Annotated in this window: 28 protein-coding genes; 1 reads left to right on the top strand and 27 read right to left on the bottom strand. The window is 33.2% G+C overall.

Annotated elements, in window-relative coordinates; translation table 11 throughout:
- Positions 1–29: 29 nt before the first annotated feature.
- The 11 genes from ACF91D_RS20215 to ACF91D_RS20165 form a co-directional block, all read right to left on the bottom strand.
- Positions 30–593: an HK97 family phage prohead protease gene (locus ACF91D_RS20215; protein WP_029376949.1), complete on the bottom strand. Its 564-nt coding sequence runs from the start codon at positions 591–593 to the stop codon at positions 30–32.
- Positions 586–1,815 carry a phage portal protein gene (locus ACF91D_RS20210; RefSeq protein ID WP_029376948.1) on the bottom strand — a complete coding sequence of 410 codons (1,230 nt, stop codon included), beginning with the start codon at positions 1,813–1,815 and terminating at the stop codon, positions 586–588. The genes ACF91D_RS20215 and ACF91D_RS20210 overlap by 8 nt, the downstream gene beginning before the upstream one ends.
- Entirely contained in the window at positions 1,815–2,006 is a 192-nt protein-coding gene (locus ACF91D_RS20205) for a hypothetical protein (protein ID WP_029376947.1), read from the bottom strand. The genes ACF91D_RS20210 and ACF91D_RS20205 overlap by 1 nt, the downstream gene beginning before the upstream one ends.
- Before the next feature lie 11 nt (positions 2,007–2,017).
- Entirely contained in the window at positions 2,018–3,769 is a 1,752-nt protein-coding gene (locus tag ACF91D_RS20200; protein WP_327620660.1) for a terminase large subunit, read from the bottom strand.
- Positions 3,762–4,247 carry a phage terminase small subunit P27 family gene (locus tag ACF91D_RS20195; RefSeq protein WP_204194837.1) on the bottom strand — a complete coding sequence of 162 codons (486 nt, stop codon included), beginning with the start codon at positions 4,245–4,247 and terminating at the stop codon, positions 3,762–3,764. The genes ACF91D_RS20200 and ACF91D_RS20195 overlap by 8 nt, the downstream gene beginning before the upstream one ends.
- A 160-nt stretch (positions 4,248–4,407) precedes the next feature.
- On the bottom strand, positions 4,408–4,758 hold the full coding sequence (locus ACF91D_RS20190; protein WP_099089015.1) for an HNH endonuclease: 351 nt from the start codon (positions 4,756–4,758) through the stop codon (positions 4,408–4,410).
- Between the two features lie 568 nt (positions 4,759–5,326).
- Positions 5,327–5,773, bottom strand: coding sequence for a transcriptional regulator (locus ACF91D_RS20185; protein ID WP_029376943.1), 447 nt, complete (start codon positions 5,771–5,773; stop codon positions 5,327–5,329).
- Positions 5,774–5,786: 13 nt separating this feature from the next.
- Positions 5,787–6,014, bottom strand: a complete 228-nt coding sequence (locus ACF91D_RS20180; RefSeq protein WP_327620661.1) for a DUF1514 family protein — start codon at positions 6,012–6,014, stop codon at positions 5,787–5,789.
- Positions 6,014–6,148, bottom strand: a complete 135-nt coding sequence (gene rinB / locus ACF91D_RS20175; RefSeq protein WP_325999757.1) for a transcriptional activator RinB — start codon at positions 6,146–6,148, stop codon at positions 6,014–6,016. Before rinB ends, ACF91D_RS20180 begins: the two co-directional genes overlap by 1 nt.
- Before the next feature lie 2 nt (positions 6,149–6,150).
- Entirely contained in the window at positions 6,151–6,384 is a 234-nt protein-coding gene (locus tag ACF91D_RS20170; protein ID WP_208145784.1) for a hypothetical protein, read from the bottom strand.
- A gap of 1 nt (position 6,385) precedes the next feature.
- Positions 6,386–6,586 (bottom strand): DUF1381 domain-containing protein, encoded by a 201-nt coding sequence (locus ACF91D_RS20165; protein ID WP_358246412.1) that lies wholly within the window; start codon positions 6,584–6,586, stop codon positions 6,386–6,388.
- Positions 6,587–6,704: 118 nt separating this feature from the next.
- On the opposite strand from ACF91D_RS20165, the gene ACF91D_RS20160 reads away from it, so the two are divergent.
- The gene (locus ACF91D_RS20160; protein ID WP_119603811.1) at positions 6,705–7,040 is read left to right on the top strand and encodes a magnetosome magnetite crystal formation protein family; all 336 of its coding nucleotides are present in this window, start codon (positions 6,705–6,707) and stop codon (positions 7,038–7,040) included.
- 66 nt (positions 7,041–7,106) lie between these two features.
- Here ACF91D_RS20160 and ACF91D_RS20155 read toward each other — a convergent pair whose 3' ends face one another.
- From ACF91D_RS20155 to ACF91D_RS20080, 16 genes are all read right to left on the bottom strand, one after another.
- Positions 7,107–7,418 (bottom strand): MazG-like family protein, encoded by a 312-nt coding sequence (locus ACF91D_RS20155; protein WP_268559921.1) that lies wholly within the window; start codon positions 7,416–7,418, stop codon positions 7,107–7,109.
- Complete coding sequence (locus tag ACF91D_RS20150; protein ID WP_327620662.1) at positions 7,411–7,767, bottom strand: thermonuclease family protein; 357 nt, start codon at positions 7,765–7,767, stop codon at positions 7,411–7,413. The genes ACF91D_RS20155 and ACF91D_RS20150 overlap by 8 nt, the downstream gene beginning before the upstream one ends.
- 70 nt (positions 7,768–7,837) lie before the next feature.
- Positions 7,838–8,578: a DUF3310 domain-containing protein gene (locus ACF91D_RS20145; RefSeq protein WP_327620663.1), complete on the bottom strand. Its 741-nt coding sequence runs from the start codon at positions 8,576–8,578 to the stop codon at positions 7,838–7,840.
- Positions 8,579–8,929, bottom strand: coding sequence for an SA1788 family PVL leukocidin-associated protein (locus tag ACF91D_RS20140; RefSeq protein WP_327620664.1), 351 nt, complete (start codon positions 8,927–8,929; stop codon positions 8,579–8,581). It lies immediately after the preceding gene.
- Entirely contained in the window at positions 8,929–9,117 is a 189-nt protein-coding gene (locus ACF91D_RS20135; RefSeq protein WP_327620665.1) for a hypothetical protein, read from the bottom strand. The genes ACF91D_RS20140 and ACF91D_RS20135 overlap by 1 nt, the downstream gene beginning before the upstream one ends.
- Positions 9,110–9,520 carry a RusA family crossover junction endodeoxyribonuclease gene (locus ACF91D_RS20130; RefSeq protein ID WP_327620666.1) on the bottom strand — a complete coding sequence of 137 codons (411 nt, stop codon included), beginning with the start codon at positions 9,518–9,520 and terminating at the stop codon, positions 9,110–9,112. Before ACF91D_RS20130 ends, ACF91D_RS20135 begins: the two co-directional genes overlap by 8 nt.
- A 10-nt stretch (positions 9,521–9,530) precedes the next feature.
- Positions 9,531–9,749 carry a hypothetical protein gene (locus ACF91D_RS20125; RefSeq protein WP_122062668.1) on the bottom strand — a complete coding sequence of 73 codons (219 nt, stop codon included), beginning with the start codon at positions 9,747–9,749 and terminating at the stop codon, positions 9,531–9,533.
- Positions 9,750–9,911 carry a hypothetical protein gene (locus ACF91D_RS20120; RefSeq protein WP_327620667.1) on the bottom strand — a complete coding sequence of 54 codons (162 nt, stop codon included), beginning with the start codon at positions 9,909–9,911 and terminating at the stop codon, positions 9,750–9,752.
- Entirely contained in the window at positions 9,908–10,693 is a 786-nt protein-coding gene (locus ACF91D_RS20115) for an ATP-binding protein (RefSeq protein ID WP_327620668.1), read from the bottom strand. The genes ACF91D_RS20120 and ACF91D_RS20115 overlap by 4 nt, the downstream gene beginning before the upstream one ends.
- An 11-nt stretch (positions 10,694–10,704) precedes the next feature.
- Entirely contained in the window at positions 10,705–11,481 is a 777-nt protein-coding gene (locus ACF91D_RS20110) for a conserved phage C-terminal domain-containing protein (protein ID WP_327620669.1), read from the bottom strand.
- Positions 11,474–12,145 carry a putative HNHc nuclease gene (locus ACF91D_RS20105; protein WP_327620670.1) on the bottom strand — a complete coding sequence of 224 codons (672 nt, stop codon included), beginning with the start codon at positions 12,143–12,145 and terminating at the stop codon, positions 11,474–11,476. Before ACF91D_RS20105 ends, ACF91D_RS20110 begins: the two co-directional genes overlap by 8 nt.
- A 28-nt stretch (positions 12,146–12,173) precedes the next feature.
- Positions 12,174–12,608 carry a single-stranded DNA-binding protein gene (locus ACF91D_RS20100; RefSeq protein ID WP_327620671.1) on the bottom strand — a complete coding sequence of 145 codons (435 nt, stop codon included), beginning with the start codon at positions 12,606–12,608 and terminating at the stop codon, positions 12,174–12,176.
- Complete coding sequence (locus ACF91D_RS20095; RefSeq protein WP_327620672.1) at positions 12,608–13,270, bottom strand: ERF family protein; 663 nt, start codon at positions 13,268–13,270, stop codon at positions 12,608–12,610. The genes ACF91D_RS20100 and ACF91D_RS20095 overlap by 1 nt, the downstream gene beginning before the upstream one ends.
- Positions 13,263–13,517 carry a DUF2483 family protein gene (locus ACF91D_RS20090; protein WP_122063393.1) on the bottom strand — a complete coding sequence of 85 codons (255 nt, stop codon included), beginning with the start codon at positions 13,515–13,517 and terminating at the stop codon, positions 13,263–13,265. The genes ACF91D_RS20095 and ACF91D_RS20090 overlap by 8 nt, the downstream gene beginning before the upstream one ends.
- Before the next feature lie 64 nt (positions 13,518–13,581).
- Positions 13,582–13,761: a hypothetical protein gene (locus ACF91D_RS20085; protein WP_327620673.1), complete on the bottom strand. Its 180-nt coding sequence runs from the start codon at positions 13,759–13,761 to the stop codon at positions 13,582–13,584.
- A gap of 12 nt (positions 13,762–13,773) precedes the next feature.
- Positions 13,774–14,097: a DUF771 domain-containing protein gene (locus tag ACF91D_RS20080; protein ID WP_327620674.1), complete on the bottom strand. Its 324-nt coding sequence runs from the start codon at positions 14,095–14,097 to the stop codon at positions 13,774–13,776.
- Positions 14,098–14,107: the final 10 nt, after the last annotated feature.

Below are 14,107 nucleotides of genomic sequence, written 5' to 3'. Positions count from 1 at the left end.
CTTCTTAAATTTGGGTATAAAAAATAGCCTTACGTATTAAAACGAAGGCCTTCCAGTTCAATTGCTATTTTTAATTTTTCTAGTTCTCTAACTTCGGTGAGATCTTGCGAACGTTGAGCTACTAACACGCCAGTGTCTTTATATGCTGGTGTAGTAACCACACTTACATCGAGTAACTTATCGAATTGTTCTACGTTTCTAACATACTCTCCTTGTTCAACCGTCCAAAAATAACCTGTATCTTTACCGTTGTTATCTTTTGGAAACCACGCATGGAAACTACATTCGTTAACATTACCAACGTCTATGTTTTCGTATATATCTTTAGCATACGAAGTATTAGGCAACTTACACTTGAACTTCAAACCTTTACTATCAAGCGTCAGTTCTAATGTTTCTGCTTTTGTTCTACCTATAACATATCTGTCTTCATGGTTTATTAAGCATTTAACGTCACTAATATCTACATCATCTAGTGCATGTGGTAACACCCGTTCTTTAAATCCACCTACATCGTTACTCAAAGAATTGAATATTAAAGCGTATCCTTCAATAACCATGTCTTGTGTAGTGTCAACGTTACTGTTAGTCATAATCATCACCCCCTTTAAGGGTGTTCTTTTCAACTTCTTTATCTATTTTAGAAGCCTGATAGTTTTTCAGTGTTGATAATGGCGCTCTGTTAAGGTCCACAAGTGGCTCGTCACCATGATCAATAGGTTGATAACCGAATACACTACGCGCTTCATCTGTAGATATAATCCCTTTACCATGCAACTCTGTGATACGTTGCAATTGTAGTTCGGGGTCAATATCAATTAATCGAGAAGAATCAAACTCTAATTCGTACCCAGAATCAACGAATTTAAATATTTTAGTTTCAAGTTCGGCAATCATCATTTTGAATATTGGGTCTAATGTACTTTGTAAATATTCAAGATTGGCTTGCGTTATTGAAGTATTAACAGTTTCAATACCTAATTTAGATACTGGCAATCCAAATGCTTTAGCAACCTGCGAAGTACTAAACTTATAACTGTTCAAGAAGTTCAAAACTTCGACAGGTATTTGTAATCGTTTGAAGTCCATCGTGTCATCAATAGCAACTAAACCACCATTGTTTTTTAACTGACTTTCAGAGAAATTCTTTTTCAAATCTCTTAATTGTTCCGAGTTTATTTGACCCTTCTTGTATTGCAACACTGATGTCGATGTACCACCGTTATCAAAGAAGTTACGCAAGAAACCTTTCGACCCTTGTGATATACCTATTTCATGTGCCAATGCATATAACGGACTGTAACCCACATAACCATCTAACGTGATATATCTAAAGTGCAATATATCTTCGCTAGTTATCTTAACTGCATTTCCTTCATAATCTTCACTAACGTTGTAAATAATTTCTCCGTCTTTTTCTTCAATTCCTACTAAGTCGTTATGTAAGAAATTAAAGCCTGTAGGGAAATCGTTTTTATCTCTTATGATTTCAACGAATGATTGTCCATTGAGTAACATGTTTGCGATGATGATGAATTTGAAGTGCCAACCTGGTAAATCTGAATGTGGATTATTATTAAATAGATTTAATATTTGATTCATCACTGTGTTAGTTTCGTGACCTTTAACTTTTAACTTAGTGCTTGCAATGTCTGCAGATATAATTCTTGTAGCAGTGAATACATCGCTATTCTTTAAAGCATTTATCCCTGTGTAACTTGCATGTGTACCATGTTCTTGAAAGTACAATAAGCGCTCTAGATCCTTACTCATTCTTTCTTCTTTATTGCTAAACCCTAAATCTAGTAATGGCATTAATTTTCACCTCCTTTACCATTCGAGGTATTATCATATGATTGGTTAAGTATTCCTGCCATACCAATAAAAATAAAACCACCAACGATATACGCTAACGGTTTCCAAAATATATATAATCCGTAAAATATGCCTGCTATACCTACGATAAATAATAAAAGTATTAATAACGCATAAAGAATTTTGCTCATAGCCACACCTCCTATAAGAACATCGGCATAAATGTTTCAGTATCCCATTCATGTTCACTCGCAATTACATAACCGAATATTGTAGCCATGAGTGGGTCAATCTTATGTCTGTTCATTTTCTTTTCAATCATTATTGAGTCATTAACATTTTTAGCAATTGCATTTTTAACTGCTGTATCAAGTAAAGGGTTTTTATGATGCTTAACATCACCATTTATCACATTCAATCTAAAATCTAAGTTAGGATTCGATAGTGTTTGTGGACCTTGTCTAATTTCATACAAATCATAAAACCATTCTCTACGCTCTATCTCTGCTAATACTCCATGTATTGAATACGGGTCATAACAAATCGCTTGTACATCTAAGTTGTACCTATTTACATAGGTTTCGATGTAATCTAATACTTGGTTAGTATTTATAATGCCACTAGACAAGTCTGTAATGGTGCAGTATCCTTCTTCTGATAATTGCCTATAGTCTATAAGGTCACGCTCAATCTTGCCTTGTAACCCACCCTTTGTGCCTACAAACGAATGTGAAGTAATATAATACTGTTTGTTTTCTTCGTCTAAATGTATAAAGGAAACTGCAGTTAAATCATCTGCACGCGATAAATCAAGCCCGATGTATACTTTCGAATTGTTTATATCGAATTCGGTTTCATTCTTTTTCCAATCATTGAAATCTAAGTAAGACTCTGCACTTGCTTGCATCCAATAGTTAAAGTTTTTTACTAAAACTCTAAACATAGAGCCTTTCTTAGTAGCTTCTGCAACACGTTTTTCAAGGAAATCGTCAATTTGTTCTTTGAGTTCATCCGTTTCATTTATAAGTGGATTAGATTTTGCCCACATTGTACTGTCTTGCCATTCATCTTCTGAATCTTGTTCAAATATGACTGCAAAGTATTCATCATCCGTATATACTTCTGATAAAATATCTTTCGCATATGGCCATTCATCTGTGTACATTGGTGCGTTTAGATCAAAACCAGCTGTAGAAATGATAAATATTAATGATTGTAGTAAGTTACCTTGTCCTGATTGAATAAGCTCTAACATTTCATTAGTCTTTGCTGCATGGTATTCATCTATTACTGCTAAGAATGGTTCGAAACCATCAACTGCTCCAGTGTCACGTGACAAAGGTCTAATGTATGAACCGTCTTTAGTATGTGTAAGTAATTCTCTTACTTTCTTAACGTCTTTTTTTAATTCTGGTACTTTAGAAATAAAATACATAAGTTGTTTAGATACCATGTTAAAGACAATGCTTGCTTGTGACTTATCATTGGCAGCAGTAAACATCTGTCTACCTTCTTTAGGCTCTCTATCAAATAAGAAAGCGTATAGAACTAGTCCAGAAACTAAAATTGATTTACCTTGTTTCCTAGACATAGAGATAAAAGCTTTTTTAAATCTCAACATGTCATTATCTTTAGTAAACCAACCACGTACACTAGCAATAATGAATTTTTGAAACAATCCAAGTTTATTGATATTGCCTTTAGTATCGGGTAGCGCTTCAACGAATTTAATAACCTTTTTAGCACGTTTAGGCTTGTAGATATAATTCCAACTATCGTCATTAATTGACCGTTGTATGTCCTTTAAATGACGAATACAAGCTAATCTAGTATCTTTGCACGTTATATATGTTCCGGATAGTACCATAACGCAATATTTGTAGGCATCATCTCTGTATTCATTAGGTACATTCAACAATTCTTCATATGCTTTAGGTATCTTTACGCTAGTCATCGTCATCAACACCAAATTCATCATACACAGATTGCTTAACTTCACTTTCAGTAGGTACAACTATTCTCATACGAGAGTCAATAGTCATTCCTAATTGACCACAAATAGAACGTAACTCTTTCAATGACTCCATATATGCCATGAAAGCGCCAGTTTTACGATTAGTTTCTGGGTCAACCATACCTTCAATACCATCTTTCTGACTTATTGCACGATATAGCGTGTCGTTTTGGTCTAACACTTCGCAATACTTCTTGATAAGCGAGTAATCTAAATCTGCAATTGGTAATTGTTCAAGTAACGGGACAACCCTCAACCACTCTTTAGCAGCATTTTCAGTTAATCCTTCTGGAACATAATCAACATTAATTTTCTTAAACTGTTTAAGTCCATTCTCTTTTAATTCAGCTTGTTCCAATTCTTCTTTATTATGATTTCCTATCTTTGTAGCATTCAATTTAGGCTTTCTTCCTGCCATTCCAGCACCTCCTAACAATATATGGCTTATGAAAAGTTTTCATTTCTAGAATTTGGTTGCAAAAAAGGTCGGCTCGTTGTTCGCTCGTCTCAGAAGTGACGGGGGTTTTATTTCGCCCCAAAAATATTTTCAAATTTATTTTTCAAAAATTATCACGAAATTATTTCTCGTGAATTTTGTTATGGCATGAAATACATACCGCCTCTAAATTTTCCATATCCAGTCTTTTCGACCAATCCCGTTTCAATTCAATCTTGTGATGGACAATTAAGTCTTTGTCATTCACTACACCTTGAGCCAAACAATGTTGGCATAAGTAGTTATCACGTGTAAGCACTTGTATACGTAACTTGCGCCACTGTGTACTGTTGTAGAACGTTGTATACTCCTTATTACGTGAGTCATGTCTAACCTGTTGGTTATACCTTTGTGTATTGGCTTTCCTATAGTCTTGCAACTCGGTTTGAGTATATGACTTATTACCAAGTCGAACCTTTGGTTGAACAAACAAATGAATCAACTTCTTTCATTTGAATTTTATATTTATAATTAATATTTAATTTTGTTTTGTTAATAAGAAAAGATAAAACGAAATCAATTTGAAATCATTTTATCTTTGAGTTTAGAAATTGTTTCATTAATCAAATGCAAATTAATCTAATAAAGTTTATGATCAATAAAACATTTCTTTTGATATCCAATTGTTAAACAACAATCATCAATTAGTTTTTATTATTCAATGTTTCAATCAATCTCTTAAACTGATTAAACCTTTTAATATAATCAAATGAATGTTGTCTGTATAACTACACACAATGACATTACTGTGCATATCATTATTAAAGGGTATCCAAAGTGTATGACACCTTAACTCCCTCACCTTAATAAGTAGTGTCCTTTAATATATGTGTCCTTATTAGGTGGGTCGATTAAATAGCTGCATACAAAAAGACACACCTGCGGAATAGGTGTGCCTAAATATAATATAGTATCTTTATTTATAACGCCTTAACTGAATACCCTATGTTATCATAATAACCTGTTGACACTGCGCACTTCCACACCATTAGAAGTGCGGTTTATTCAAAGTTAATCCAACCAATTCGTTCAGCTGTATCTCTCATAATCTTATTACGCATTCTTAATACTGCGTCCCTACTTATAATCTTGTCGTCTGCTCTACGCTTAGTTAACTCATGTGCTATATCTGGCCATTCATATATAGCTAAATCCTTTTCCCAGTATCTGTATTCAATAACAGCCTTCTGTTCATCAGTCGCTCTATTATAAACATCTTCTACTGCTTGTAATGTTGCTTGTAAATTACGATACTTGTTATCTTTATGTAGCTTGATAACTTCATTCTCTACTGGACTACTAACAATGTTTGATTTGCCACCACCTATATTAGTATCTTGCGGTTGGTATAACAGTTCATATCTTCTATATGCTAACTGTCCTTTTAAATCATTGTAGTTAATCCAATATTCTTCTAACTTAGGTAAATCAGCTCTGCCAAGTTTCATATAATACCTCCAGTTATTTAATACGTTTATCCCATGCGTCTTTTATCTCTCTAATATCTTCATCTGTTAATTCGTTTTCTTTTAATCTCAATACAGCATCGCCATGATCATTGAATATAATATCTAATAAGTATGCCACCTCATATTCCAGTGCATCTATCTTAGTATCTTTGACTGCGTTGTATATAAGTGAAACGATTGCGATTGCACCTAGTAGAATAGTTGCTATAATCCAGAACATTACTTCTCCTCCTCATAATCTTTCGGCTGATCTATATCATCATGCGCCTGTTTTCTAATTATTATTTGATTTGTAACGTATTTACTTAGTTCATAAAGTGATATGATCATTAGTGTTTTTAATATTGGTAACATATTCATCGACTCCCCAATCCTAAAATGTCTGCCCTTATTTTTTTAACTTGCAAGTTGTATCTTTCTGCTAAATTCAATGCTTCTTTATACTCTTCATACAACCTTGCTTTCGTTAAGTCTTTTGTAGTTTCTAACACTTTCTCCACGACTACTGTATCAGCATAAAAACTCACAATAGAACCTGTAGCCATTTGATTATTTCGTGTTACAACGTAATAGTATTTACCTATTTCCATCTCACTCACTGTCCTTTCTTATAGCCTGCAGTAATTTATTATTTTTAGATGCTTTATTTATATTATTAATAGCTTTGTTAAATCTGTATCTTTTCAACGCCTCTTCCTTACTCTCTGCCTCGATCACAGTAAACGTTTCATTCTCTCGTGCTTGTGTAACATGAGTGAAAGGGTGACCAGTTGAATCTGTTAATGTGCGTATTAGGTATTGAATGGTATCACCGTCCTTATAACAAATTTGTTATATTATTTAATTAATATTTACGAAAATACATTTATTTGATATTGTTCTTATTAATAACTAACAAGGAGACATTTATATGAGCAATCAATCAACACAATCAGAAAAAATACTAGCTGCATTATCATATTTTAGTGTGTTTTTTGCGCCAATCCTATTCCCTATTATTGTATGGATATTAGCCAACAAACCTGTTTCTACTCACGCTAAAAAGTCTTTAGCTTATCACATCTTGCCTTATATCCTAATTTTTGTAGGTGCAGGTTTAATTGGTTTAAGCGAATCTAATTCTAACAACGCATTAGGAATCACTTTAATTGTTATTGCTGTAATTGCCTTTATAGGCGCAGTTTATTACGTAATATATAATTTATACTGTGGTATCAAAGTTTTATTGAAAGATAATTTATATTAAATAGTCCCTTTTTTGGGGCTTTTTTATTTCCTCAACATTTCCTTAACCCTCTGTACTATGTCTTTCTTACAAGTCTGATTCTTTGATGAACGTTCCATTGATTGTCTTTCCTTTTCTTCCTTTGATTTCGTCATACGCGTACTGTAAACACTCCTCTAATGTCATCCCATGTTGTTGTGCCAATATAATTAATGTAACGACTGTATCGCCTATACCATCTTTTAAGTCGTCTAGTTTGTTACGTGATAAAGCTGCACCAACTTCTCCAGCTTCTTCATAAAATTTCAATGCTTGTCTATCTGGATTACCTTTATCTAAGTTTTTATCTATACTCCATTGTTCTACTTGTTTAACTAATTGATCTAGTGTGTTAGTCATTTTGTTCGCCCTCATTCCATTTAGAGTTAGGTTTAATTAATCCACTTTCTTTTATCGCATCACTTAGTGACACTTCATCTTCTCCGAAATAAACATTTGCTAAGTATCTTCCAAAATTATCATCTTTATATGTTTGTACTAGCACTTCATTGTTGTATACCTTATCTTTTACAAACTCAGTAGCTTCTTTGTAATTCTCTTGTCCTCGTTCTGGTATATCGACATTCAATAAACGCAATCGTCTATCTGCAGAAATATCGAAACGGAAATCTAATATCACGTCTATTGTGTCTCCATCTACAACGTTGTAGCAGTTTGCTTTGAATGTATATAATTGTTCTTTAATCATTATTGTTGTCCTCCTATAATAGATATCACTAATCATTAAACTCTATAATATATTTATATCTATAACTGAATTAATCCCAATTCTCATATGCACGCTCGATATACCATTTAGCTTTTTCCACATCTTCTTTACCATTCTTGTGTGGTGATCTACTAAGATACTTAATCGCATTACCAATGTGATAAGCTACGTTAGCGTTGTAATGTTGTGTTACCTGCTCAATAAAATCTATCACTTCTATCTCACCGTAGTTATAATGTGATGGGTGATTTACTGTGTCCTCTGCATACTCTGGTACTGCATTCCACTCTATTATTGTGAAATCATAATTATCGTTTATAACTCTATACACACCATTATCTACTTTTATTTCGGCAGATTTACCGTTATCAGCTATTTCACAAACTTCGCCTATCATATCGTCTTTTAATATTTGTACTTTATAACCGACTTTTAAATCTTTAATTTTAAATAACGCTGTATTTTCTTCCTTACGCTTACGTTGTTGCACGTCGTTGAATTGTTTATATTCAGTAGCAGGTTTACTAACTCCTAACCCTACTTTTAAAATACTCTTATCACTCAAACGCTCCGTCTTACTCTCTATATAGTTACTCCACAAATCAAAGTTGTTAGTGTCTGTTAAAAAATATTCATTCCCTAATGAATTCACAATTGCCATGTTGTCATCATCTCCTCTGAACTCTAATTCAGACACTTTCCCAACAACTGTCATACCTTCGCTATACTCACTTTTGCCTATGTCATAAACGATAACGTAATCATCTAAATTTAAATCTCTAATCTTCATTTACTTAACCACCTTCGGGAATATATCGTTTTCCATTAAATCAGCTACATATTTACTACGTGGATGTACTTGCGGTGTTCCATCGTACAACCACGGGTGTTTGTCTCTGTGCTTCTCCTCTTTAACTTTGGCTCTTATACGTCTAACTTGTGATTCCATTTGTTTAATTTTCTTCTCTTCTCTATAATCTTCTAGGCGTGTTCCTTTAGGTGTTTTACATGCTTCGTGTAATGTCCAACCGTTTCTTAACCTCGTAGCTAAATAGTCCTTATAAAAACCGTTTGCTTCCATATTTTTTAAATTCTTACCTAGAATTGTGTACTCTTTGCCGTTTACACATAGCCTTTCCATTAATCTTTCACCTCTGGTTCGCTAAATTCTATGAATGTACCATCTAAGTAATCGTTAACGTGCTTATCCATGTCTTGACCAATCCACTCTAAAACTTCTTGTTCTTCTTCGTTTGGTCGTTGGATATATGGCACTACCTTTTCGAATTTAGCGTAGTATTTAATTTTCATTGTTCCTGGTTCATTCATTTAAATCACTCCAATACTCTAATTCCATAATTACTTTCGGAGTTTCTGCATACTTCTTAAAACTTCTTATATCTACTATTTGATTGTCATCTTGCCAAACACGACCATTTGCAGCGTCTAATACAGTTTTAATTAGATTATCTATATCTGGTTTAGTTCTCTTGTACTGACCTACCATTGCTACATGTTTCTTTTTACTCCATGATTTAAGTAGTGGAAAATGAAACTCAATTGTTAATCTGATTGGTTTATCTATCATCATGTATGGCATCTGTTGCCTTATCATCTTCTTATGATTTGTATACTTAGCAGGCATATAAGTTTGTACATATTTACCTACATTTCTAAATCTAGGTCTAGGTGATGCCATAGGTGCATCTACCGTTAGCTCTATACGTTTCATTTAGTCACTCCTACAGATAATCAAAAATATTATTTTGATGCGCTCGTTCTACTTTATAGTTTTTAATAAACGTTTCTAGTTCTTCATCATCCAAGAACCAACGTTGACCCTCATAAAATGTTTTAACGATTCCAGATACTCTATGACGTCCGTCTTTACAATTAGGTATTACTGAAAATTGTTTATTACCTTTTGAATCGAACAACCCATAACGCTCTCTAATTCCCATTTAGCACACCTCACGAATAGCGGGACGTGTATGACGTTCATTTAACTTTTGAATAAATAGGTCGTACGCTTTATTTTCGTCTCCATTTGCCCACTCTATGAATTTTTGAGCGTATATATCTGAACACTCAAGATTTTGTTTAACAAACTCTACAGTTATCAAAATTTGATACCTCTCATTCTGTAATCTTCACCGTCCATTTTGACTAATGTTGTATTCGACATCATTCGACTAAATATACGTTGTGCATCTTTGTTTTTACTTAACTCTTGTGCGTTTAAATTTGTCGTATAAATATTATGTTTGCCTACTCTTGATTCAATCAGTTCAAACATCTTACTTGTCGCAAATTCATTCATATTAATACCGAAATCATCGAATACCATTAGGTCAACGTCACTGATCACTTGATTTAATTCTTGTTCTGTTAGGTTACTGTCTTTGTTGTATGTCCCTTTTATTGTTGAAATCAGTTGTGGTACATTCATGTAAAGTACTGAATAACCTTTTTCTTTCACTGTATTTACTATCGACATGCTTAAATGTGATTTACCTGTACCGAATGCTCCTTGCAACAATAATGATTGTTTGTTCTCTAACGTGAAATTATTTGCATATCTCACACATAATACTTTCGCTCTTGCTAAATCATCATTTGTTGCGTTGTAGTTATCAAAATCGCAGTTAGCTAAATCGTCATTAATAATTGATTTCTTAAATATACTATTAGCTTTTTGTGATTTATGGCGTTGTTCAAACTCTGCTTTTCTTTCTTTAGCTAGCTTTATCATTTCGCAATCACAACCATCTTTAACTGCATATCCTGTATCGAATTCATAGTAGTCATAAGCACGGCCGCATTTATCGCACTTCAGTCCATATTCTTGCTTAACTAATTCATTTTTAAATCCTACTTTACTTGCGATGCTTTCAAATGTATTCATTTAATCACTCCCTAAAATAAGTTGGCATATGGGTTATTGCATGGTTCTTTATTACTTGTTTGTTGATTAAGGTAACTTTCAAACTTAGTTCCAAATAGTGTTTCTGGTCTGAGATACTTCTCCATATCTGTACCTTTCCATTCGGCTACTTTATTATTAATAACAGTTAGGAATTCCTGTTCGTTAAACCCTTCGTTAAATCTAGCTTTAATTAAGTCCTTCGTTTTCCTAGTTGTCGATTTATAATGCTTACCTGTATTTTGATTAAGATGTTCTATAATTGATTCGTAAGGATGCGTAGTCGAGGAATTCGACATATTATTATCTGTAGAAGTCTCTGAAGTAATCTCTGTGTTAGTCTCTGGTATAGGTTTGCTCATTTTGACCATATCCACTTGCTCATTTTGAGCAACTCCATTTGCTCTTTTTGACCACATCGTTTGCTCATTTTGAGCAACTCGTTTGCTCATACCTTCTAAGCCTTCATAGTCAATCGAATACCACTTTGTTTTATCGAATCCAGCTTTATTATAATTACCTACATATAATAAATTTTGCTTTTCTAAACTAGATATAGTCCTTCTTATAGTTACATTACTCCAAAAAGGAAACTGTTCTTCCCAATTTTTGTAGCTGTTATAAATCCATTTACGCCCATCGTAAAAATGATTGCTATTACTTAGCCAATAATGCATTTGTTGTAAAACTATAGCTTCATTCAATCCAATTTGTTCTGCTAATTTAGGCAAAACAAGTATTGGATAATCATCAATCAACAGCTTACTCATGTTTCTCACCTCTCAACATCTTATTCAACGTTTCGTCTACATCCACCCAACTATCTTGTAAGTGGTATTTACTATTAAATGTCTCCATGCCTATTTGATGTTGTTCTGTATGATGTTTTCTGCATAAGGCTAATACTTTATTGTTATAGTGATTAATCGTCTTTCTATTCCTGCCACGTCCCACTGTTTCGTAATGTGCTAAATCGCTATTTGGAACGCCACATATGACACATGTACGATTTATGGTAGATTTATATAGGAAATACTTATCGTTGCTCATAAGGTCGCTAGTAGCCTTGTTCATAGGTACGTTGTGAATGAATACAAAATCAAGTATTAACTCGATTAATTCACTTGCTTGTTTCCTACTGCAATCACTTAACGATATAGGCTCATATCCTTTAAGAAACTCTAATTGTTTTTGGAACATATACCTTAAGTAATCCATTGGCTGTCCGTAGTGATTGAATATATCTCGTACCATTGCGAAAACCTTTTTCCGTTGTTTATCTGTTATCTTGTATGGATCACTCACGATTACATCGCATTCTACTTCTAGTCCGTTATCTAACAGTAAGAAGTCTTTGTTTTCTAAAGTTAATCCAGTGATGACGGCAGATATTGTGCCATCATCTTGCTGAATATAGTTTTTAATAATTGGCATTACATCACCTTATTTAAATTGTGAACAATCAAAATGGTAAGTCATCATCTTGGATATCAATAGGTCCGTTTGTATTGGCAAAAGGATTATCATTTGTTGGTTTCTGCGTTTGTGACTGGCTGTTTTGTTTTTGTGATTGATTATTTTGTTGTTTGCGTTCTACAAAAGTCACTTGGTTGACTGCAATATCTGTTGTGAATACACGATTTCCTTCTTTATTCTCATAACTTCCAGTTTGCACTGAACCAGTAATGCCTATTTTCTGACCTTTACTAAAGTTGTTAGCGATGATTTCTGCTGTTTTACCAAATGCTACGCAAGTTAGAAAATCTGATTCATACTCTCCTGTTTGCTTATTCTTAAATGCTCGTTGTATTGCTACTCTGAAATTAACTACATTGTTGTTTTGTCCTTTTAATTCTGGATCTGATACTAAGTTTCCTACTCCGTTAAATTGATTCATTATTCATTCTCCTTTAATTTTGACTGCTTACTCCATTTATCTAATGTTGTAATCATCATCGCTATTTGATTATTTGATAGTTGGTTAATATTTGTAATTTTTAATTGTTTTTTTACTTGGTCTGTAGAAACTTCTTTACCTAATGACTTCATCAATTCACTAAACATAGTTATTTCGTTTTCCAAGGTTTCAATATTCTTTGGATCTACTTTTGAATATCTATCTTGTTTTTCTTTCGCGTCTGCATCGTCTTCATCGGTTGGTATATTGAAAAATTTCATCAAGAAGTAACGTTCCGCATAAGTCAAAGCAGTACCATGAGCTTGTGAAATATCACTTTGTTGTCCAAACGCGTGGTAACTTATATCCAATTGTTCTTCTGGTTTATCAGCATTTATCCATTTGTAATTCAAGTCCATCTCTATTACAAAATCCACGATTTCATTACCTTTTTTGTTTTTATATGTGTGAGTCGTCCATTTCTCGTTAGTAGTGCTAGGTACTAATAATAAGTTATGCTCAATCATCTTAGTTCTAATACGATGCAATATTTGTGAGCCTGACACGTATGAAAAGTTGTATCCTTTTGTATCTTTAGTAAAACCGTCTATATTAGCTTTTACATCAGCTATTTTCTGATATAAGTTTAATTTCTCACTCATTTACTTCAACCCTTTCACTTCTGTGTATTCTTATATGAGTTGATTCACATATAATTTTGTCGTGTTTATTCCAATCAATTTGTAATATTTCAAAGTCTTCATCAAAGAATCTTCGCGCTGTTTCCATATCGTCAGAATATTCAACTTTAGGTGCGCGTTCTGTTGGTCTATTGTCTACATAGTGATCTACATTCTTATGGACGATATAGTAATATTGTTTTTTATACATAGTCTTTTCTTTTTGCATTTGACTAATCCTCCTAAGATTGTGTATATTTAAAATACATTTAATTAATAAATCTCTTTGACTGTTAAGCGTTGGCGCGCTTAGCGGTCTTTTTTATTGCCTTGAAAAACTCTGGCCAGAACCAACAGTATGTTATGAAGAATGTTGCAAAGTAGATTACTGTTAGATAAATGAAATCATTTGTAATTATGAATGAAAGTGACATTACAAAGATTGATATTGAAACTGATAAAATACCGTTCATGAAATCACCTCCTTAAAATTTTCTTTTAGCTCTCTTTTTAATTTCTTCATCATAATCCTCTAAGAATTGGCGCATTTTCTTTCTGTTAAATAAATATTTACCTTTACCATCTGGGTTTGGAAATTGTGAAAATGGCGCTATTTTTCTTTTGAAATAATCATCTTTAATGATGTTGTCCACTATCCATGCTTTTGTAGTAAGATATGTTTCTGCAACTTCTGTTAATGTCATGTTGATAGGTTTATTGTCGATAAGCTCTTGGTATTCAACTTTAGGAATAATGATGTGTGTTTCTGGTATTGGTACAGTAACGTTAATCGTTTGTAAATCGTTCATTCCGTTCCCT

The organism is Staphylococcus sp. 231237_7MaSpsaltlick (assembly GCF_043107035.1).
Note: the sequence above shows the minus strand (reverse complement) of the source record. Positions and strands in the feature narration are given on the sequence as shown.